The sequence below is a fragment of the Colwellia sp. RE-S-Sl-9 genome (assembly GCF_048296855.1).
GTDB lineage: Bacteria > Pseudomonadota > Gammaproteobacteria > Enterobacterales > Alteromonadaceae > Pseudocolwellia.
In genome coordinates this window covers 67993-89245 of record NZ_CP182631.1, presented here as the reverse complement: position 1 = coordinate 89245, position 21253 = coordinate 67993, and the positions used below count along the sequence as shown (strand labels likewise).

The 21253-nt window shown below is 37.0% G+C and carries 17 protein-coding genes; 14 read left to right on the top strand and 3 right to left on the bottom strand.

The genetic code is table 11. The features are described 5' to 3' along the window. The first annotated feature begins 18 nt into the window (after positions 1-18). Positions 19-1398, top strand: a complete 1380-nt coding sequence (locus tag ACM9HF_RS00365; protein WP_473613533.1) for an L-serine ammonia-lyase — start codon at positions 19-21, stop codon at positions 1396-1398. A gap of 57 nt (positions 1399-1455) precedes the next feature. Here the strand turns inward: ACM9HF_RS00365 and cysB are convergent, their stop codons facing one another. After that, positions 1456-2430, bottom strand: a complete 975-nt coding sequence (gene cysB / locus ACM9HF_RS00360) for an HTH-type transcriptional regulator CysB (protein ID WP_473613532.1) — start codon at positions 2428-2430, stop codon at positions 1456-1458. A 318-nt stretch (positions 2431-2748) separates the two neighbouring features. Between cysB and ACM9HF_RS00355 the strand changes: the two genes are divergently transcribed. From ACM9HF_RS00355 to qhpG, 12 genes are all read left to right on the top strand, one after another. Next, positions 2749-3519, top strand: coding sequence for a hypothetical protein (locus ACM9HF_RS00355; protein WP_473613531.1), 771 nt, complete (start codon positions 2749-2751; stop codon positions 3517-3519). A 90-nt stretch (positions 3520-3609) separates the two neighbouring features. Further along, positions 3610-3975 (top strand): ribosome recycling factor family protein, encoded by a 366-nt coding sequence (locus ACM9HF_RS00350; protein WP_473613530.1) that lies wholly within the window; start codon positions 3610-3612, stop codon positions 3973-3975. A 106-nt stretch (positions 3976-4081) separates the two neighbouring features. Beyond that, entirely contained in the window at positions 4082-4969 is an 888-nt protein-coding gene (locus tag ACM9HF_RS00345; protein WP_473613529.1) for a LysR substrate-binding domain-containing protein, read from the top strand. Positions 4970-5149: 180 nt separating this feature from the next. Continuing rightward, complete coding sequence (locus ACM9HF_RS00340) at positions 5150-5434, top strand: hypothetical protein (protein ID WP_473613528.1); 285 nt, start codon at positions 5150-5152, stop codon at positions 5432-5434. Positions 5435-5854: 420 nt separating this feature from the next. Then, positions 5855-7543, top strand: coding sequence for an AMP-binding protein (locus ACM9HF_RS00335; RefSeq protein ID WP_473613527.1), 1689 nt, complete (start codon positions 5855-5857; stop codon positions 7541-7543). Between the two features lie 182 nt (positions 7544-7725). Continuing rightward, a complete protein-coding gene (peaA, locus tag ACM9HF_RS00330) occupies positions 7726-9342 on the top strand; it encodes a quinohemoprotein amine dehydrogenase subunit alpha (RefSeq protein ID WP_473613526.1) in 1617 nt (538 codons plus the stop codon). 11 nt (positions 9343-9353) lie between these two features. Further along, positions 9354-10796: a quinohemoprotein amine dehydrogenase maturation protein gene (peaB, locus tag ACM9HF_RS00325; protein WP_473613525.1), complete on the top strand. Its 1443-nt coding sequence runs from the start codon at positions 9354-9356 to the stop codon at positions 10794-10796. Continuing rightward, complete coding sequence (gene qhpC, locus ACM9HF_RS00320; protein ID WP_473613524.1) at positions 10793-11119, top strand: quinohemoprotein amine dehydrogenase subunit gamma; 327 nt, start codon at positions 10793-10795, stop codon at positions 11117-11119. The genes peaB and qhpC overlap by 4 nt, the downstream gene beginning before the upstream one ends. Before the next feature lie 4 nt (positions 11120-11123). Continuing rightward, on the top strand, positions 11124-12251 hold the full coding sequence (gene peaD / locus ACM9HF_RS00315) for a quinohemoprotein amine dehydrogenase subunit beta (protein WP_473613523.1): 1128 nt from the start codon (positions 11124-11126) through the stop codon (positions 12249-12251). A 9-nt stretch (positions 12252-12260) separates the two neighbouring features. Further along, positions 12261-14003 carry an ABC transporter ATP-binding protein gene (locus tag ACM9HF_RS00310; protein WP_473613522.1) on the top strand — a complete coding sequence of 581 codons (1743 nt, stop codon included), beginning with the start codon at positions 12261-12263 and terminating at the stop codon, positions 14001-14003. After that, positions 13996-14667: a subtilisin-like serine protease QhpE gene (gene qhpE, locus ACM9HF_RS00305; protein WP_473613521.1), complete on the top strand. Its 672-nt coding sequence runs from the start codon at positions 13996-13998 to the stop codon at positions 14665-14667. The genes ACM9HF_RS00310 and qhpE overlap by 8 nt, the downstream gene beginning before the upstream one ends. Next, positions 14657-15904 (top strand): flavin-dependent monooxygenase QhpG, encoded by a 1248-nt coding sequence (qhpG, locus tag ACM9HF_RS00300; protein WP_473613520.1) that lies wholly within the window; start codon positions 14657-14659, stop codon positions 15902-15904. Before qhpE ends, qhpG begins: the two co-directional genes overlap by 11 nt. A 116-nt stretch (positions 15905-16020) precedes the next feature. On the opposite strand, the gene ACM9HF_RS00295 is transcribed toward qhpG, so the two are convergent. Next, entirely contained in the window at positions 16021-17427 is a 1407-nt protein-coding gene (locus ACM9HF_RS00295) for an aldehyde dehydrogenase family protein (RefSeq protein WP_473613519.1), read from the bottom strand. A gap of 103 nt (positions 17428-17530) precedes the next feature. After that, entirely contained in the window at positions 17531-19897 is a 2367-nt protein-coding gene (locus ACM9HF_RS00290; protein ID WP_473613518.1) for a TonB-dependent receptor, read from the bottom strand. 376 nt (positions 19898-20273) lie between these two features. On the opposite strand from ACM9HF_RS00290, the gene ACM9HF_RS00285 reads away from it, so the two are divergent. Next, positions 20274-20960 carry a TetR/AcrR family transcriptional regulator gene (locus ACM9HF_RS00285; protein WP_473613517.1) on the top strand — a complete coding sequence of 229 codons (687 nt, stop codon included), beginning with the start codon at positions 20274-20276 and terminating at the stop codon, positions 20958-20960. Positions 20961-21253 lie beyond the last annotated feature (293 nt).

Sequence of the window (21253 nt, the reverse complement as noted above, 5' to 3'; positions counted from 1 at the left end):
TAAATTCGGTATTACATCATGATTAGTGTATTTGATATGTTTTCAATCGGCATTGGCCCTTCTAGTTCACATACTGTTGGTCCAATGAAAGCGGCCCATTTATTTGTGCAGCATTTAAATGAAAATGAGCAACTCAATAGTGTTAGCCGAGTAAAATGTGAGCTATTCGGATCTTTAGGACAAACAGGCATAGGTCATGGAACAGGTAAAGCCGTTATTTTAGGTTTATGTGGCGAACAGCCTGATACTATTCCTGTTGATTCTATAGAAGCGATCCTTAATAGTGTAGTGGAATCTCAAACACTTTTGTTAAACAAAACACATACGGTTTCTTTCCCTAAAGACAACGCCATTATCTATCACCGTAGAAAAACCTTAAGTGCTCATTCAAACGGTATGACTTTATTCGCATACGATGAAAATAATAATCTGATATTAGAAGAAACCTATTTTTCTATTGGCGGTGGTTTCATTGTGCAAGACTGCGATTTTGCAAAAGAGAAAGATAAAGCACTCTCATTACATAATAATATTAAGCGTCCTCATTTATTTTCTAACGCAACAGAATTATTTAAAGAAGCAGCAGATAAACATCTAAACATCAGCACCATTATGATGAATAACGAAAAGTGCTTAAATGATGAAAAAATTGTAAGAAGTAAATTATTAGAAATATGGCAGGCAATGCAAGATTGTGTTGCTAGAGGCATAAAAACAGAAGGTATATTACCTGGTGGCTTAAAAGTTACTCGAAGAGCTCCTGCTTTGTATAGAACACTCTCAGTAGAAAAAAATAATGATCCGTTAGTTACTATGGATTGGGTGAATTTATTTGCCTTAGCTGTAAATGAAGAAAATGCTGCTGGTAGCCGCGTTGTAACAGCACCAACAAACGGTGCAGCGGGAATTATTCCTGCGGTTTTATGCTACTACAATAAATTTGTAAACCCAGTAAGTGAAGATGACTGTATTAAATATTTACTAACCGCAGCGGCTATCGGTATTTTATATAAAACCAATGCTTCAATCTCTGGTGCTGAAGTGGGCTGTCAAGGTGAAGTCGGCGTGGCTTGCTCAATGGCTGCAGGCGCTTTAACTGAAATAATGGGTGGTAACCCTAGCCAAGTAGAGAATGCCGCAGAAATAGGCATGGAGCATAACCTAGGACTCACCTGTGATCCTGTTGGTGGTTTAGTTCAAGTACCTTGTATTGAACGCAATGCGATGGGAGCAATAAAAGCGATCAATGCATCTAGGTTAGCATTGAGAGGCTCAGGTACTCATAAAGTTACTTTAGACAAGGTAATAAAAACCATGTGGGAAACAGGTAACGACATGAAAACCAAATACAAAGAAACCTCTAGAGGCGGTTTAGCAGTAAATATTACTGAATGCTAGAAACAAAAAGGAAGCATAATGCTTCCTTTTCATGTAATAAATGAATAGTTAACCCAATTAACGTGTAGGTAATTCAATATTAGAAAACAACTCATCTATATCGTTATTGTTTTTCAGTAATACCGCACGAGTGACTAAGTCACGATTTAAATGAGGGGCAAAACGCTCAATAAAATCAAACATATAACCTCTTAAAAAGGTTCCTCTTCTAAAGCCTATTTTAGTTGTACTTGGCTTAAATAAATGGCTTGCATCAATAGCCACTAAATCACCATCAACTTTAGGATCTAAAGCCATAGACGCAATAACACCAATACCAACGCCCATACGTACATAGGTTTTAATAACATCAGCATCAGTTGCAGTAAAAGCGATTTTAGGTTCGCATCCAGCATTTGAGAAGGCAGTATCAAGCTCTGAACGCCCCGTAAAACCAAAAACGTAGGTAACCAAAGAGTATTTAGCAATATCTTGAATAGTGATATCACGTTTTTTAGCTAAAGGATGATCAGATTTAACAATAATGCTTCTGTTCCAGTGGTAACAAGGCAGCATAATTAAATCGTTATATAAATGTAGCGACTCGGTCGCAATGGCGAAATCGGTATCACCTTTAGAAGCAGACTCACTAATTTGCGCTGGAGTCCCTTGGTACATATGTAGTGAAACTTTATCGTAACGCTTCATAAAGCCTTTAATCACTTCAGGTAATGCATAACGCGCTTGTGTATGCGTTGTTGCTATACGTAATTTACCTTCGTCTGGCTGAGTATGCTCACGAGCAACCGCTTTAATAGCTTCAACTTTAGACAATATTTCTGTAGCAATATTAATCACTTCATTACCCGCAGAGGTTACATGAGTTAAATGCTTACCACTACGACCAAAAATTTGGATACCTAATTCATCTTCAAGCATTCTAACTTGCTTACTAATACCAGGTTGAGAAGTGAATAGACTTTCCGCTGTGGCGGAAACATTGAGATTATTGTTGAGTACTTCAACAATGTAACGCAGTTGTTGTAATTTCATAAATAGCAGCTATATATTTTTCTTATTCCAAAAATATATACTTAATTTAAAGTTTATTCCATAATAAATTTTAAATTAGTCAATTTTTATTCAAAAAGTTTATAATTTATACCAAATAGTGAAAAATAAACTTAAACTTTCACTAAGTTGTTTACCTCTTCTTAACATTCTTGTTTTTATTAACAACAAAAACATCCCTTTATTTACCATTAATGAGGGTTAAAACAATTTAACACTATGAAGAGTTAAACATTTTTTGTAGACTCATTGATGAATCTTTTCAAATAACCTCTAATCAAATAACATTGAGTAAAAAATATGATTATTATTATCATCGGATTGATAGTTTTATTGGTGATTGGCGTAGTTGTGGTAAATGCTATGCAGCAACACAAAGCAAAACAAGAACAAGAACGACGTGCACAATCAGCTAAATATAAAGCCATAATTGATGAGTCAGAAGAGCTCATTGTTAATTTAAATAATCTTCCACCAAGCCCTGTACTCATTGAAATTTTAATCAGAAGAAGTCTAAATGCAGCAAAAGCAATGCGACAACTCACTCCTGATTCAAAACTTGTAAAACAAAAAGTACAAGAACTTGAAGCAGCTTTAACCTCCGCAAAAGACTCAGCATCAAATCAAACAGCAAGTGATGAGACTTTCATTTTACCTGACAACGAACAACAGCTTGTTGGTATATTACAAAATATTAAGAAATTAAGAGCCATGCTTAAAGCAGAGCAATCTAAAGGCGCTTTAGATGCTCAATCATTTAGCCAACAAGATCTTCGCCTTGACGCAATGCAGCTCAAAATAGGTGTAGAAAGCATAATAAGTAGAGGGCAAAAAGCTTATTCTAAAGAAATGTTAGGCTCTGCTCGCCAATATTTTGAAAAAGCCTTACAAACATTAATGAGTCACCCTAACCAATCTGAATACACTAAAGTAAAACGTAGTGAAATAGAGTCTCAATTAGAAGATATTACTGAAGCTCTTAAAACAACCAATGCTAAAGATGCAGCGAAAAAAGCTAAAGATGAAGAAAACGATTTAGACATGCTATTTCAACCTAAGAAAAAATGGTAATATATTAAAGTATATTTTAGCTCTATAGCTTAATGAGATAAGCCAGCGTTATGCTGGCTTTTTTAATCACAAAAATACAGATAACTTAGTGTGCAAAAACTATTTGAAATCACCTTATCTTCCTTTTTAAGAAGAGTAATGAAGGCTTATGCTTTAAAAGCAGAAATAAGATCTTTAGGCTGTACATTGCAACGTAAAGGTAGATCAAGACATTGGATATTATCAGCAACTTTTGAACAATTAGAACACGTTGTAGAATATATTCGTTCATCAGAAGAACCCACTTGGCAATGGGTTGCGAATCATATCAGCGAACAAAAAAACAACTTAACCCATCAAGAACTATTAAACATAGCAAGAAAACAACCCGGCATATCAATAAACCAATTAATGGCAAGAACAGACTGTACAATTGCCGAAGCACGTATAGTAATTGACGAGCTAGAAGAGTTTTAGTTAAAGCTTACTTCAACATCGTAAAACTACACACCTAAAGCATCCCCTCTATACATGAATAAAATTTATGTTAAATTATAATATCTATTCTATCTTAGGCTAAATAATGGCACTTAAAATACCACCTATTCATTTACTCACTATTTTTGAAGCGGCCGCACGTTTAGAGAGCTTTAAATTAGCCAGTGAAGAGCTATTTATTACACCATCAGCCGTTAGCCATCAAATTAAGTCGCTTGAAGAGCATTTCGGCTTTGAATTATTTCAACGAAAAAGCCGAGGGGTTGCTGTAAATAGCGCAGGGAAAATGTACCTACATTATATTCAGCAAGGCTTAACCGCCTTTGAACAAGGCACAAAAAAAGTCAAGCATCGTCACTCTTCTCCTAGCTTAAAAATATCTTGTTTTAGTACTTTAGCGAGTAATATTATTATTCCGCAAATGGGAGCTTTCCAAGAGGCACATCCAGACATTGATATTCGTATTGAAACAGGTAACCACGTAGCAGATTTAAGATACGACGATATAGACTTAGCCATTAGAGTGGGCGCTGGTAAATGGCCTAATGTTATATCCACTAAAATAACGGATATTGAAATTGCTGCCGTTGCGTCTAAAGCTTTTGTTAATAAGCACAAGCTAAGCAAATTGGAAGACGTTAGCAACGCGCCATTAATAGATATAACCATGATGGACGATATATGGAAAGCGTGGTCAAATACAGTAAAACTCCCCGATATACCTCTTAAACGTTCCATTACTTTTAGCGATTACGATTCGTCTATTAGAGCTGCAATACAAGGATTAGGCTTAGCCCTTGCTATGTTCCCTATGGAAAGAGTACACGAAGAAAATGGTTTACTTGTAAGACCCTTTAACGAAAACCTCTCCTACCCTGAGTCAGTTTATGCGGTTTATCGAGCTGAAGACGAAAAACGCCATGATATTCAATGCTTCTTAAGCTGGCTGAGAAAATCCCCTACTCTACAATAAGATATGCATTTAGATGAATATCATTCACCTAAATGGTGAATATTATCCTTTTGTTTTAAATAGCCGACCTCTTTACACTCAACGACATAGAAAACTTAAAAATATTTTAAGACTTTTTAAAATATTACCTGTGGTTGCTTTAACTTTAGCCTCAGGTTTTAAATAAACTATGGAGTTACCATGTTAAAAATTATTTTCATCGCCGTATATCGTATCTTAATGTGCTTGTTTATTGCCTTACCTATTGTTATTAATTATTTAGTTGATGGCAGTATTATTACTTCGTTTATTTATATTCCATTGTTGTGCTTATTTTTAACCTTTATTGCCATTTACCTTGATGAAAAAATACGTAATATCTTAAATGCTATCAGCTTAATTATTACAACGACTAACGAAAATAAAAACATAGATTTAAGTAATAAAAGAGAGCAGCACACTAAGTCGGTCTCTTCTTTATATTAGGCGTTTAGTTTTTTATAACTTACAAATATTCCCCCTATTAGAGTCTAAAAATATAATATTATAATTTATATAACTAAATAATATTAATAATAAAAATCTTTAACTAAATTAAATAGTTACTCTCCTGTCATACTAACAATCCTCCATATATCTAGTACTTAAATTCTATACAAATTTCGCGTCAATACTCCTCCTCTATTGCAAGTAAATTTAACGCAGAAGTTAGGAAAAATGGCTGCTAGAGAAGCATTTATTAAACCGAGTTCAGGTTAAGTAATATTTATACTTACCAAGCTTTAAGGTGATTATAACTTGAGTTTATAACCTATTTTTTTAAAAAATAAAAATACAGTTGACCTATTTTAAGGTTTACTCTAATGTAAATATAAAAATTATTATAATAATTATGTGGAAATCAAAATGAACAAAATTACAAAAAGCTATATCTGTGGTGAGGGAAGCCAGCAACTAATTTACAATACAATAGGAAACAAATTTGAAGAGATAGCTCATCTGTACTCAAGTAATGATGCGCTAGTGGTTTGTCATCAAGATATAAAATGGTCGTATAAACAACTAAACGAAAAAGTTGATGAACTAGCAACAGGCTTACTTGCTTTAGGTTTGAGCAAAGGCGACCGCTTAGGCATTTGGGGGCCCAATAGTTACGAATGGGTATTAACACAATTAGCTACCGCTAAAATCGGCGTGATCATGGTATGTATTAATCCTGCTTACCGATTATATGAACTTGAATACGCACTCAATAAGGTTGAATGTAAAGCGATTATAAGTGCTGAATCTTTTAAAACTAGCGAATATTTGTTAATGCTCAATGAGCTAATTCCTGAACTCAAAAATACTCAAGCTGGTAAACTCAAATCTAAAAACCTCCCACATTTAACCACGGTTATCCGTATGGGCGATGCTAAAACCCCTGGTATGTATAACTTTAATACTATATGTAAATATGGCGGCCCCAAAGAACAAAACGAATTGGCAGTATTACGAGATTCCTTACAACCTGACGATGCCATTAATATACAGTTTACCAGCGGCACTACTGGCCAACCAAAAGGTGCTACACTTACCCATTGTAATATTTTAAACAACGGTGCACTTTGCGCTAACGGTATGAAATTTACCGACAAAGACCGACTCTGTATCCCTGTTCCTTTGTATCACTGTTTTGGCATGGTTTTAGGTGTACTAGCCTGTGTAAGCCATGGCGCAACTATGGTCTTTCCATCTGAAGCTTTTGACCCCTTAACGACCTTACAGGCCATTGAAAAAGAAAAATGCACTGCATTACATGGTGTTCCTACCATGTTTATTATGGAATTAGAGCACCCTGAGTTTACTAACTTTGACGTTTCATCATTACGTACAGGCATTATGGCTGGTGCTACTTGCCCTGTTGAGTTAATGAATAGCCTGATTAAAAACATGAATTTAAGAAACATTTTGATTGGATACGGCCAAACAGAAGTTAGCCCCCTTAACCATATGACCAAGCCTGACGATTCTTTAAAACACAGAACCCAAACTGTAGGTCGTGCAATACCTTATGTTGAAATAAAAATAATCAACGAACTAGGTCAAGTATGTGAATTAAACGAACCCGGTGAAGTATGTACACGTGGCTACTCTGTAATGAAAGGTTACTGGGGTGATGAAGAAAAAACCCGTGAAACAATTGATGACGCTGGTTGGTTACACTCAGGCGATATTGGCACTATGGACGATAAAGGCTACGTAAAAATTACAGGTCGAATTAAAGACATGATTATTCGTGGTGGTGAAAATATTTACCCAAGAGAAATTGAAGAGTTTTTATACACTCATCCTAAAATCACTGAAGTGCAAGTGTTTGGTGTACTAGATAAAAAAATGGGTGAAGAAGTTTGTGCATGGGTGCAATTAAAAGAAGGCGAACAAGCAACAAGCGACGAAATTATCGCATTCTGTAAAGGCAAAATAACCCATTTTAAAATTCCTCGTTATATCGACTTTGTGACTGAATACCCAATGACAATAACAGGTAAAATTCAAAAATTTAAAATGAGAGAATTAAAACAAGAAGAACTAGATCGCGTAAAAAAAAAGTGACGATCTTAAAATAAACACAAAAAACGATAATCTACATTTTATAAAAATGAAACTTGTCGCTGAAGTTAACAAGCAGACTATTCCTTTTATGGCTTTCTTGACAGAAAAGAATTAAAGGAATAGTCTTAATAAAATAGGTCATTCGTACTATTTTAAATAAATTTTAGACAGAGGGATACATTTTGTTAAAACAAACACTATTAGGTATTACATTAATACTGACCGCCCCACTACTCTTTGCTGCGTCATTAAATAAAGATGATTCTGCAGGAGCTAAATTAATTCGTTCTAATTGCTTAGGCTGCCATGTTCCAACTGATGAAGGCTTAAGCCGTATAAGTTACCAAAGAAAAACGCCTGAAGGATGGGAAATGACCGTCAACAGAATGCGTTTAATGCACGGTTTAAAAATTAACAAAGGTGATTTAGACATAAAAGGCAGCGGCTTACATGAAATTGTTAAATACCTAGCCGACAACCAAGGCTTAGCGCCTAGTGAAACGCAAGGTGTGAGATATTTGCTAGAACAAGACCTAAATCAAATAGAAACACAATTTGATGACGAATTTCAAATTATGTGTGCTCGTTGTCATTCTGGTGCTCGAGTAGCTTTACAGCGCAGAGAACCCAAAGAATGGAACTACTTAATTGATTTTCATTTAGGCCAATTCCCATCTGTTGAATATTCAATGTTTGGCCGAGACCGTAATTGGTTAGGCATTGCACGCAACAAAATGGTACCGCATGTTTCTAAAAAATACCCTTTTGCTAGCAAAGCATGGTCGGCTTGGTCTAAAGCTAAAAAACCTCAACTTGAAGGTCAATGGATCCTTAGTGGTCACATGCCAGGTAAAGGCTATTTCAGCGCTATTATGCAAGTAAATCAAAACAAAAAAGATAATTACGCTTTAAACATTGAAGGAAAATATGCAAACGGTGAAGCGATAAAAGGTACAGGTAGCTCGGTGGTTTATACCGGTTACGAATGGCGAGGTAACATTAACTTTAGTGATATAAGTTTACGCCAAACCCTTGCAGCAAGTGCTGACGGCCAAACATTAACAGGTCGATTTTATCAAAAAGGCCAAGAGCTTGTTGGCATGAGAATCAACGCTATTAAAGATGCACCAAAAACACAGCTATTAAGTGTTTACCCTAATCATATTAAAAAAGGAGAAACCACTACATTAACCATTACAGGTACAGGTTTAAGCTCAGCCTTAAAGCTACCTTCAAGCATTGTTGTTAATAATGTCATTAGTCATAGTGCAAACCGTATGATGGTTAACATTACGGCTAAAAGTGATGCTGATATTGGTTATGCCGACATCAACGTAGGTAAAGCAACACTTACTAAACAATTAGCTATTTATAAACAAGTTAACGCGTTAGAAGTTATTCCTTCTTATGGTGTTTCTCGTGTTGGCGACAACGGTGGCTCTACACCTAAAACCGATACCCTTTTCAGAGCTATAGGTACTGATTACGGTAAAGACGGTATTCCAAACACAGAAGACGACTTAAACCTAGGTTATATAGAAGAAGTGACTTGGCAAGTTGTTCCGCGCGACGAAACAGCTAAGAAAGATAACGACGTTAAGTTTGCCGGAAAAATGAATACCAACACAGGTTTATTCTCACCAGCAAATGCAGGACCAAACCCAGAACGTTACCGAAGTACAAACAACGCGGGTAACTTAAATGTTATTGCAAAATTAACTGAAAACGGAAATGAGATCAGTGGCATAGGTCGCCTACTAGTAACCTTGCAACGCTGGAATAATCCACCACTTAAATAAGGTGATAACGTATGAATTCAACATTAGAAGTCATAGAAAATAATCTTCACCAAGTAGAAGTGAAAGATAAATCGTTTATCTTTCATATTCCAACGACAAGTTTATTTGAACGCGACGAATTAACGGGCGACATATTGTCTTCAATACAAGGACAAGAGAACTTTACTGATACTTCATTAACGCAAGCATTAAGCGGCCGTTATTCAGAAACCGACATTATGTCAGCCTTAGGTGAATTAAAAAGCCTATCGTTAGTGGGTGAAAAAGGCCTAAATAACGGCGTGGAAGAGTTTGTTCCTTTAGCATTAGACAGCGCGCCATTAACAACCGTAGTACTTAGTGTTAATACGGGTTGTAACTTAAGCTGTACCTACTGTTATAAAGAAGATCTTGATGTTCCTTCTGCCGGTAAGAAAATGGACTTTGAAACCGCAAAACAGTCTATTGATATGTTACTGAAAGAGTCGCCCGATCAATCACGTTATAACGTGGTGTTTTTTGGTGGCGAACCTTTATCAAACTTCACCTTAATTAAAGAAGTTATTGCTTACTCAGAAGAAGTGTTTCCAGCAAAAGGTAAAATTGTTGATTTTTCAATGACAACCAATGCAACATTATTAACTGAAAGACACGTAGAGTATTTTGATAAACACAATGTAGGTTTATCAATCAGTATTGACGGGCCAAAAGCCTATCACGACCGTAACCGTATATCTGTTAACGGTAAAGGCACTTACGACACCGTTGCTAAAAAAGCAAAAATGTTGCTTTCAAAGTATCGTAGTCGCCCTATTGGTGCGCGAGTAACCTTAACCACAGGCCTTACCGACATTGATACTATTTGGGATCACCTATTTAATACTTTAGGTTTTAGCGAAGTTGGTTTTGCTCCTGTAACTTCAGGCGATGTTAGTGATTACAACCTTAAGCCCGAAGAACTAGTTGATGTTTTTACTAACATGAAAAAGCTTGGCGAAAAATACCTTGCAGCTGCACTCGAAAACAAAACCATTGGTTTTTCAAACTTGCATCAACTAATCACCGACATTCACGAAGGCACTAAAAAAGCACTTCCTTGTGGCGCAGGTGTTGGTATGGTAGCCGTAGATCATGAAGGTGGCCTTAACCTTTGTCATCGATTTACTGGTTCAGACCAAGCGTTACTTGGCGATGTAATTAATGGCTTAGACAAACCCGTACTAAATGACTTTTTAAATAAAAGACTCGATAAAAATGGTGTGGTTTGTTCTACCTGTAACATACGTAATTTATGTGCCGGTGGTTGTTATCACGAAAGTTACGCTCGCTATGGCGACCCTGCGAAACCTACCCTTCATTACTGTGACCTAATGAGAGACTGGGTAGATTTTGGCATAAAGGTATACACACAAATAATGGAACACAATCCAGCTTTTTACGACACTTATATAGCTCCGAGGAAGGCCCAATCATGAAACACTTAAAAGCAATAAACAACAAAGCTCGCAAAGTTGATGAAGCGGTAAAAACAGGTGAACTTGATGAAGTTATGGCAATGCAATCTCCAGTAGGTTGTACCGCTACCACAGATCCTGGTTGGGAAGTCGATATGTTTGGTAGCGTATCAGGGTTATGTCAACCTATGGAAGCTGACTTATACGGTTGTTCAGACCCTTGTTGGTGGCCTGCTCAAGTACCCGACATGATGAACACCTACCCTGACTGGTCGAAAAATGCCGACTCTGCAACCAAAGACTGGCGTAATCTTGATTCTGTGTATCCCGACGAAAAGGAATAAAACAATGAACAACTTTTACCCAACGTTATTCTTGAGTAGTTTAGTTTTACTGTTAAGTGCTTGCAAAAGCACTAGCTTTGAAAATCAATCCTCTGTAAAAAGTACAGAAAAGGAATTTTTGGTTACCGTAACACGACCAAACACCACACTACATTTAATTGATTTACAAAAAAATGAAGTGATCCGTCAATGTGACCTAACAGCAGGACCCGGCCCTGGTACTTTAGTGATGTCGCCAGATAATTCGATCGTATATATATTAACAGATCATTTTAGTGATATTTACGGTGTTAATATTGATAACTGTGAAGTGGTATTTTCAACACAGCAATCTACCGGAAACATTCGTGTAAAGTCTATTGCATCTATTGCAATAAGCCCTGATGGTAAAGAAATTTATACTCATCAAAATCGTGTAAGACTGATGAATGATCATTACGAATTACTTCCTCCACAAATTGCCGTTTTTAACACCGCAGACGGGCTAAACGTAAAAGCAAACCGCACGTATGATGCCCCCAGACAAATAGTCACTATGGATAGACTAGAGTCTGGTGAGTTGATTATGGGTGGACAAGATATTTTTCTAATGGATATTCATTCAGGTAAGTACGAGATGATTTTACCAAGCTTACACGACAATCAACCGGGTTATTCAGGTAAAGACGTATTAACGGTTTGGCAAATGGGGAAAATTAATAATGAATTTTATCGAATGTATAGTCGAGCTAAATATAACGGTGAAGATGGTGATTTAGCTAACGCTGAATATATATGGGGCCACGAAATAGTTGACTTAAAAACAGGTAAGGCGTCCGCAAAAGATTTTGGGCCTATTGAAACCGTATTGTTTACTTCAATACGTCGTCCAGGTCATCTTAACCGAGTATACGGTACATTGAATGACTTGAAAGAATACGATTCAAATACACAAAAACTCATACGTTCAGTTGATTTACCGTACACCTATTACTGTATTAATTTTTCGCACGATGGATCTAAAATTTATCTTTCAGGTGCCCTTGCTGATGTAGCCGTTTATGACGCTGATACTCTTAAAAACATTGCGACCATTCCCCTTACAGGTGATGGTGCTATGTCAACCAGTATTGTATTTAAACGCCAAGGTTAACAAAGCATAATGAGCTTAGCTGACTTACTTTCAGCAAAAAACTCATCAAACAGTCCTTCTCCAGCAAGAAGGACAGCATTAACGTGGCTATATAGTTTTTTAGCCTTGCATAAGCGCGAGATACTCTTTCTCGCGTTATTTTCTTTAATCACTACTACTCTCGTCGTTTCAGTACCTTATTTAAGTAAATTAATTATTGATCAAGGTTTGTTAAAAAAAGACTTTGACGCCTTGGTTTTATTTTCTTGTAGCTTATTTTTTGTGGGTATTTTAAGTACCTTACTCTCAGGCTACAACCGCATAAAACACACGCAATTATCAGGAAAAATACTGTTTGCGTTACGTGAAGACGTCTTTCAACATTTACAAAAATTACCGAGCACTTTTTATCATAACCAACGTGTTGGCGATATATCTTCTCGAATTGATCGCGATGTGGCTGAAATACAGCGCTTTGCTGTAGACACTTTGTTTTCAACCTTCTCTGCTATTCTAGGCTTAAGTGCAGCCACCATAATGATGATTCATTTACATTGGCAGTTATCGCTTATTCTTTTGGTTTTGATCCCCTTTGAGCTTTTTTACTTATTTAAAATGAGACCTAAAGTTGAACGTAAAAACATTAAAGTACGCGAAAGCGCGGCTGATATTTCGTCATTCTTTGCTGAAAAAATTCCTGTCATTAAGTTTATTCAATCCTCTGGTGCTGAAAAACAAGAGCTTGATAAGCTGGGGCAATTAAACCATAGCTTTTTAGGTAAACTTATTTCACTGCAAAAAACAGAATTTTGGACATCAGCCATACCCAGCACTTTAGTGTCGCTGTCACGCGCGGTTATTTTTTTAATCGGTGGCTATTGGGTTATTGAGGATAGTTTTTCTTTAGGTTCGCTTATTGCTTTTACAGCTTATGTTGCTATGGCCATAGGCCCTTTACAATCGCTGTTAGGTTTATATTTGGCATGGCAACGACTTACGGTGAGCTTAGACCGAGTGAGCTTTTTACGCCAGCAACCACTAGCACAAAACAACGAACAATTAGCGCAAGCCCACACCCTACCCAAACAACTAAAAGGTGACATAACGCTAACCTCTTTATGCTTTGGCCATACGCCACAATCTGAAATTTTTAACCATGTAAACATACATATTCCTGCAGGCAGTAAAGTCGGTATTGTTGGGCAAACTGGTATTGGTAAATCAACTTTACTCGATTTACTACAGTGCCATTTATTACCTCGTTCAGGCTCCATCGAAATTGATGGGATAAACCTCGCCAATGTAAAAGTGCAAGAATGGCGAGAACGGATAGCTATCGCACCGCAAGATCCCGTGATATTTAGAGACAGTTTTGCCAATAACATTCGTTATGGTCACCCTCAAGCTTCTGACACTGAGGTATACAACGCCGCTATTTCTGCAGGTTTAGAATCACTTATTTTAAAAATGCCAGACGGAATAAATACCACCATAAGTGAACGCGGTACAGCCCTTTCAGGAGGAGAAAAACAACGTATTGGGTTAGCACGAGTTTTACTAAAAGATCCTGTTATTGTTATTTTAGATGAACCCACATCAGCAACAGATCAAGTAACTGAAAACCATATCATTGAACAAATTGATCAGCTATTTGCTAACACAACACGCATTATTGTTAGCCATAGCGGTAAACCTATTGCCAACGCCGATATGTTAATTGAAATAGCCTCATCATCACTTAACGTAACTAAAACTGAGAAATACGATGCTTAAAGTAGGAATTATCGACAGTGGCTTACCACCTGCTTATTCTTATTGTGTAGAAGAAGTAAAAGATTTTACTGGTAATCAGGCTATAATAGATCAATTAGGCCATGGAACAGCCGTAACTCATATTATTGGTCACAACCTACCAGCTAGCATTATTGCTGCCCGTGTTTTTCACGATAAATTAGTATGTACCCCCTCTCAAATAGCCGAAGCAATACACTGGCTAATTTCAATGAAAGTTAACATGATTAATATGAGTTTTGGGCTACGAAACGATCGCAGTATATTACGAGAAGCTTGTGAAAAGGCCTTACGAAAAAACATTATATTAGTAGCTGCCGCACCTTCGCAAGGCGATCCAGTATATCCATCAAATTATAATGAAATTATAAGAGCGACAGGTGATGCTCGCTGTAAACCCAATGAAATTTCTTGGTTAAATTCACCACAAGCTGATTTTGCCGGTTACTCGGGTAAACCCCATTTAGGTCCTGCTGGTGCAAGTATTGGTTGCGCGTCGGTAACCGCCGCTATTGCACAAATAAAAATGAAATATCCACACTATAATCAAGCCGAGATAATTAAAGCTTTAAAGCAAAGAGTAAACCATCAAGGAACGCAACGAGACAGTTCAAGAATAGCTGTTGGGCAACGTCATGATAAATAACCAACAGACCCAAATTGCCGTACTTGGCTGTGGCCCTGCTGGCATAGTCACCGCATTAGGTTTAGCTAAAATGGGTTACAACGTTTGTGTAATAGCGAATGTTAGGCGACATAATGTAACCGAAGGCATTTCTGAACGAGTGTATCAATCACTATCATATTTAGGTGTACAGCACGCATTAAAAACAATCAGTCCCCCTATTCCTCGAAGTGTGAGTTGGAATGGTTCTCATAGTGCAGCAAACACAGAGCGGCTCATTAGAAGAGTCGATTTTGATACCGCATTATTAAAAGATTTAGCCAATGCTAATATTCCCTTTTATGATGAAACTATTCTCAAGGTAGAAAAGCAAAACAATCAACAGTGTGTTTTATGTAAATCAGGTAAAACCTTTATTACTGATTTTATTGTTGAAGCCAGAGGCAGAGCTGCGCCACTGACTAAAAGCTCTCATATTAAAGGAGCAGACTCTCTTTCTATTTGTCAAAATTGGAAAACTACACAGCCATCATTAATGTCGCCAGAAGCGATGGCTATTAGTATTGAAAATGGTTGGTTGTGGTTAGCCAATAACGGCAAAGGCAATATTTTCACTCAAGTCAGTATTAGCGCTAAAAGTAATACAGGCGCTGCAAACGATAAGCTTTCATCCTTCATACATAAACTGGTTTTATCAAGACCTGAGTTAACCCATATAACACCTTACATTAAGCCCGACGGCAAAGTACTCGCTCGTTCGAGTACTCCCATTTTTAATAAAGCGCCGATAGAAGAAGGTGTGTTATGTGTAGGTGATGCGGCTATGTCTGTTGATCCTCTTTCTGGTAATGGTATATTTCAATCTCTGTCGTCAGCACTTATTGCTCCTGTGGTTATTAATACTTTATTTCATAAACCAGAGAACAAGCTATTAGCAGAAATACTTTATACAGAGCGCTTAAAGCATCTATTTTATCGTTTTAGCCGAATAGGTAGAGACTTCTACAAAATGGAATCTAGTTGGCAGCAACATCCTTTTTGGCAAGAACGATGCGCATGGCCAGATCAACAACCTGCTCATCACGAAAAAGACCGCATTATGAGCGTTAGAAAACGTCCTGTTATTAATGGCCATTTTATTGAAGAGAAAGAGGTGGTTATTACTGCGGAGCAACCATTAGGGATTTGGAAAATTAATAACCAAAATGCGGTTGATGTAATGAGTGTGCAATTAAAACAGTTAAAGTTAATTAATTAAAATCAATACCCTACAAATAAAAAAGCCTTGCAGCTCAAAATAAAATCTACAAGGCAAAACAATATGAAATAAAAATTATGCAAATGAAACTCTTTACATTAAACATTATTAACGTACTAAGCCTTATTAATGTTAATAATTTTACAAGCGGTAAACTCTTTAACACCTTCCTTACCCCATTCAGCTCCTACGCCAGATTCTTTTGCCGGTGCCATATGAATTTGAGGACCAAAAGCACAATGTTGATTAATCCACACAGTACCTGTATCTAATCGAGCCGCCACTTGTGATGCTCTTTCAAGGTTAGATGACCACACTGAACCACCTAAGCCCATTTTACTGTTATTAGCACTGGCGATAACATCATCTAAATTAGAGTATTTAACAATAGGTAATACTGGGCCAAAAGGTTCTTCATCAACTAAAATACAACCATCTTTTAAGTCTTTAATAACCGTTAACGGAATAACATAGCCGGGTTGATCTGATGCTTCACCACCCGCAATAACTGTACCTTCTGCTTTACCTGCAGCAATATAAGATAATACTTTTTCGTACTGTGCTTTGTTTTGCACAGGACCAAATTGCACGCCTTCATCCATACCATTACCTACAACCGCGTTATTGGCTAAAGTAGCAATTTCATCACACAACTCATCATAAATAGATTCGTGCACATATAAACGTTTTAGGGCAATACATACTTGGCCACTATTAATAAAGGCACTACCAAAAATACCCGGTGCAATCGTTTTCGGGTCAGCATCATCAAGTACAATTGCAGCATCGTTACCACCAAGCTCTAACGTTAAACGTTTCATGGTATCGGCTGCACTTTTCATAATCGCTTTACCTGTTGGAGTAGAGCCAGTAAATGAAATTTTAGCAATATCTGGATGCGAGGTAAGTGTTGGTCCTAAATCATTATCATCAACAATAACGCTAACCAAACCTTCCGGCACTATATTCGCAATAATACGACCTAAAATAAGTGTAGAAACCGGTGTAGTTGGTGCCGGTTTTAAAATAATCGCGTTACCTGTTACAAGTGCAGGAGATAATTTATAAGCAGCGATTAATAACGGAAAATTCCAAGGAATAATACCAGCTACAACACCTAGCGGCGTCCGGTACTCTTCAACTCGATTAGTTTCAGTTTCTTCTAATACTTTAACTGGAAATTCGTGTGAAGCGAGTGAACGACAAAAGGCTTCAGCAAATTGTACTTCCATACGAGAAAAATCGAGTACTTTACCTTGCTCTAAGGTGATGGTTTTAGCGAGTTCTTCCGCATTTTCGGCTATAGCATCGGCTATTTTATTAACAACGGCTCTGCGCTCTGCTTCAGGTACATGCTTCCATAATAGTTGAGCTTTTTTTGCTGCAGCAACAGCTATCATTACATCTTCCTTACTGGCTCGAGGTACTGTAGCAAAAACCTCTTCAGTGGCAGGATTAATAACATCTAAGGTTTGTTTACCTTCAACAAGTTGCCCTGCGACTAACATTTTATATTGGTTCATAATTCTCCCCTTTAGGTAAAAGTACCCTAGTTTTTAATGATATTTTTACAATTTATAGCCCTTTAACTGAATAATCAGATAAAGGGCTCCAACAAATTATTTATTATTCGAATCTGTAATTAACCGACACTCCCCACCAACGAGGCGAACCGTAATAACTTTCAGTTAAACCAAAGCCAGCTTGTGCAGGCGTACCCGATAAATCTAACGCCATGGTTCGATATTCTTTATCTGTTAAGTTATTTACAAAAGCAGCAACCGTCCAAGTATCGTCAGCATTGGTATAAGACAGCCGTGCATTAGATAAAACATAAGAAGATTGATGACCTACTGGCGCATTTTTAAGTTGGAAATAGTGATCCGACAAGAACGTAGCGTCAAACTGCACCGCCATAAAGCCTTCCATCACTTCCCACTCATAGCGAACTAATGCGTTGGCATTCCATTCAGGCGTCATAATCGCGCGTCGATCAAGTAACTGCCCGTCAGGTTGTCTAAAGGCATCTTCAACATTGTTATCGATGTAAGAAAGCCCTGCCATAATATCTAAACCGTCCATAGGATTTGCTTGAATTTCAACTTCAGCACCTTTGACCACTGAGTCAGTATTGAAAACAAAAGTGGTTAAACCCTCTAACCTAAAGGCTTGGTAGTCTTGATAATCGTAATAATAAGCTGCACTGTTAATTCTTAATTTGTCATCAGCAGAAGACCATTTAAGCCCTAATTCATAAGCATTTAATATTTCTTCATCAAACCTCATGTCTTCTACACTGCCGTTGAGTGGATTACCGTCAAAAAGATCAGTTGGATCAAGTGGAGCATTATAACCACCCGCTTTTACGCCGCGGTTATAGCCTAAATACATCAAGGTATTTTTGTCCATTTTCCAATCAAGCTGTAATTTACCCGTAATTAAATCGTCATCAATGCTTTCGTAAGTACCCTGTTCAGTTAAGTCGAACACAGCACCTAAACCGCCACCACCAGCACCTGCAGGACCATAATGAAAGTAATCAATATCTGCACCCAAACCAAAAGCATCGTTTGATACAACATTAGAAGAAGCCGCTGAATCAAAAAGTGAAAAGTAAGTTGTTAAATTGGCATCTTTTTGTTCGTTTGACCAACGAAGGCCAGCTGTAAATGACAACGTATCGGTAATGTCTATTTCTGCTTGAGCAAATAATGCCGTTGTTTTAGTTTCTGTTTCAAAAGGCGTGTTTAAACCAAGATGATTTAATGAGGTATCGTTAAGACCAAATCCAGGAAATTGAGCTGAGAAAAAGTTTTGTGCTGCACCACCATTGGAAAATTCACCTTCAATATCAAGGTAAAAAGCGCCCACTACCCAATCAACCGTGTCGGTAAATCCACCTACACGAATTTCTTGAGAAAACTGCTCTAAATCACTCTTTAAAAAGAATGCAAAAAAGTCATTAGGTGATGCGTCGGAATCTTCTAGGTAATCTTTTTTTAAGGTTGAATAATCGGTGATAAAGGTAACGTCGTACTCACCAAAATCCATTGTAATATTGTTGGTAGCGCCTGCGGTTTCTAGCCGGTTGTAACCAATAACGTTATAAGCCCCCGCGTGAACATCATTATCAGTGTCTTGATAAGAAGGAGCTAAAGAATCGCCCGTTGCCTGTAAATCAGGACCATCAAAATGTTCACCTAAACCTGTTACAGGGTTTAAACGTGCCGAACTGTGTTCAAAAAAACCTGAGTTAATGTCTTGTTCGCCAGCTCTTAAGCTAATCAGCCACTCAATATCTTCAAAACTTTCAATCAGTAACTGACCTCTTACCCCCCAATCGTTACCGTTATTTAGGTCTGTACCAATACGGTTTTCAATATAACCATCATGCTTGTTTTTAACAAAAGATAAACGTCCTGAAATGTCTTCGGTAAGTCCACCACCTATAGCACCTTCAAACCTGCGTTGGTTGTAAGCACCTAACGTTAAATCTACATAACCTTCAACATCACTGGTTGGTTTTTTAGTAATGTAATGAACAAGACCACCCGTTGCATTACGGCCAAACAAAGTACCTTGTGGGCCGCGTAATACTTCAGCTCGTTCCATATCAAATAATTGGAACCCTGCTCCTGATGCTGCACTGATATAAGCTTCATCAAGGTAAATAGCTACAGGTGATTCTTGATGGTCACCTGAGAAATCGTTTTGGCCCACACCACGAATACTTACAAAAAATGATGATGGACCATTGGGTTGAATGGTTGTAACTCCTGGAGCCATTGCAGTAACTTGCTGCGCATTGTCTAAACCTAATGCATCCATTTGGTCCCCACTTAACGCTGTTACTGCAATACCTACGGACTGTAATGGTTGAACTCGTTTTTGAGCCGTGACTTCTATTTTTTCAATAACTGATGCTGATGTACCGGCGGAGAGAACGCCTAAACAAGCAGCCATAGACATAACCAATTTTGATTTTTTAAACATCTTTAATTCCCCATAATAAATTAAATTTATTAACAACTAACAGAGCGTTAACTTTTATTATTTTTTTCAAAGTGCTAACCCCCTTTGCTCTGCATTTTTTATTAATGATTTTTCAAAGCGGCATGAGTAGTGTGTTTTTTAAGCATCATTACGCATAAATCAACTGTAGAACAAACCCAATTTTAGGTCAAGCGTATTTTTTATTAGTACAATCGTATTTATATTTTTATGTAGTTAAATTTAATTTTTAATCTTATATTTCAAAACATTAAGTAATATGAAAATAGTCTTAAATATATTTTCACTATTACCATAATTGATTTATCATAAAGCAACGTATACATTCTAATATTAGTGTTATCAGAAAAGGGTTGATGTGACTTACAAAGCGGTTTCCAAGGGCTACACCAAAGGTGAAAGGCGAATAAAAATTATTTTAGAAGCTGCAGAGCAATTATTGATTGATAGTGGCTATCATAATTTTTCAATGCGAAAAGTTGCCACTAAAGCTGGTGTAAGTGTTGGCAATTTACAGTATTATTTTCCGTCAAAAGATAGCTTATTAGAATCTTTACTTGATCAGGTTATTCAAAATTATTTAGACACATTTGAAAAGTTTAGAGATAATTTATCGCCTAAGGAACAGTTCATAAAAATAATAAAAGCCGTTGTAAAAGATCTTAAAACAAAGCACACCACCGTATTTTTTCCTGAGCTTTGGAGTATGGCAAATCATGAAAAACACGTCAGTAAGATCATGGATAATATGTATGGTAAGTACCGTGCAATAGTTGCCGATATTATTAAAGATATTAACCCTAAACTTACCGACTTGCAGGCGCAGCGTTTAAGTTTATTTATAACTTCATCTCTTGAAGGCCATACCATTTTTATCGGTTACAAAAAACCATGGGCAAAAGAAACAGAGAATATGTTAAATATAGCGATGCAAAGTTTCTTTTGGTTAATTGAACATGGTCAAATACCTGTTGAAGAATGCTCAAATCAGAAAAACATTTCCACAACCGACAAAGAAATGGTATTAGCTAATATTGACGTATAAGTCCTTTAAAATAGCGCTTAATCATAAGCGCTATTAAGGTCTGTTGAACTTTCATATTTAAATTTTGTTCTAATTAAATGCTAGTTGCTCGCAGCGCAAGAAGTGTAGCCTAGTTGTTCTATATAAATTCCTTGCTACAATGAGCAAGAAACATTTAAACGGCACTTATTCGCCATTTCTACTACGTTACCGCCTATTAAGAGTAGAATAACAAAACATATACTCTGCCTTATATTAAAGGCTAATAAACTACTTCAAAAATAATCAGCAAAGCTCAACAGCCCCTAGTCTTA